We start from the raw sequence: 438 nt of genomic DNA, 5'->3' as shown, positions 1-438 counted from the left end.
GCCGCGACCCGGACGACTTCGACCATGTCACCGACCGGGCCGGGCATGATCTGCGCTACGCCATCGACCCGTCGGCCCTGCACGACGAACTGGGCTGGGCCCCCAAGCACACCGATTTCGACGAAGGCCTCGCGGCCACCATCGACTGGTACCGCAACAACGAATCCTGGTGGGGCCCTTTGAAAGATGCGGTAGAAGGCGCGTATGCGGAGCGCGGCCAGTGACCGCACGCGAACTGACCATCCCCGGCGCGTGGGAGATCACACCCAAGCTGCACGGCGACGCGCGCGGGCTGTTCTTCGAATGGTTCACCGACGCCGGATTCACCGAGATGACCGGGCACCGCTTCGACCTGCGGCAGGCCAATTGCTCGGTGTCGGCGGCCGGGGTGCTGCGCGGTGTCCACTTCGCCGAACTGCCGCCCAGCCAGGCAAAGTA

At 67.1% G+C, this 438-nt stretch carries 1 protein-coding gene and 1 pseudogene; both read left to right on the top strand.

Features of this window, described 5'->3' with window-relative positions; translation table 11 throughout:
• Window positions 1–224 (top strand): annotated as a pseudogene (locus tag RM572_RS29330) (dTDP-glucose 4,6-dehydratase); the annotation flags it as partial.
• The coding region (locus RM572_RS29325) for a dTDP-4-dehydrorhamnose 3,5-epimerase family protein (RefSeq protein ID WP_311676379.1) at window positions 221–438 on the top strand (218 nt) is incomplete at its 3' end. The pseudogene RM572_RS29330 and the gene RM572_RS29325, both read left to right, overlap by 4 nt.

The sequence above is a fragment of the Streptomyces hazeniae genome (genome assembly GCF_031845485.1).
Classification (GTDB): domain Bacteria; phylum Actinomycetota; class Actinomycetes; order Streptomycetales; family Streptomycetaceae; genus Streptomyces; species Streptomyces hazeniae.
Note: the sequence above shows the minus strand (reverse complement) of the source record. Positions and strands in the feature narration are given on the sequence as shown.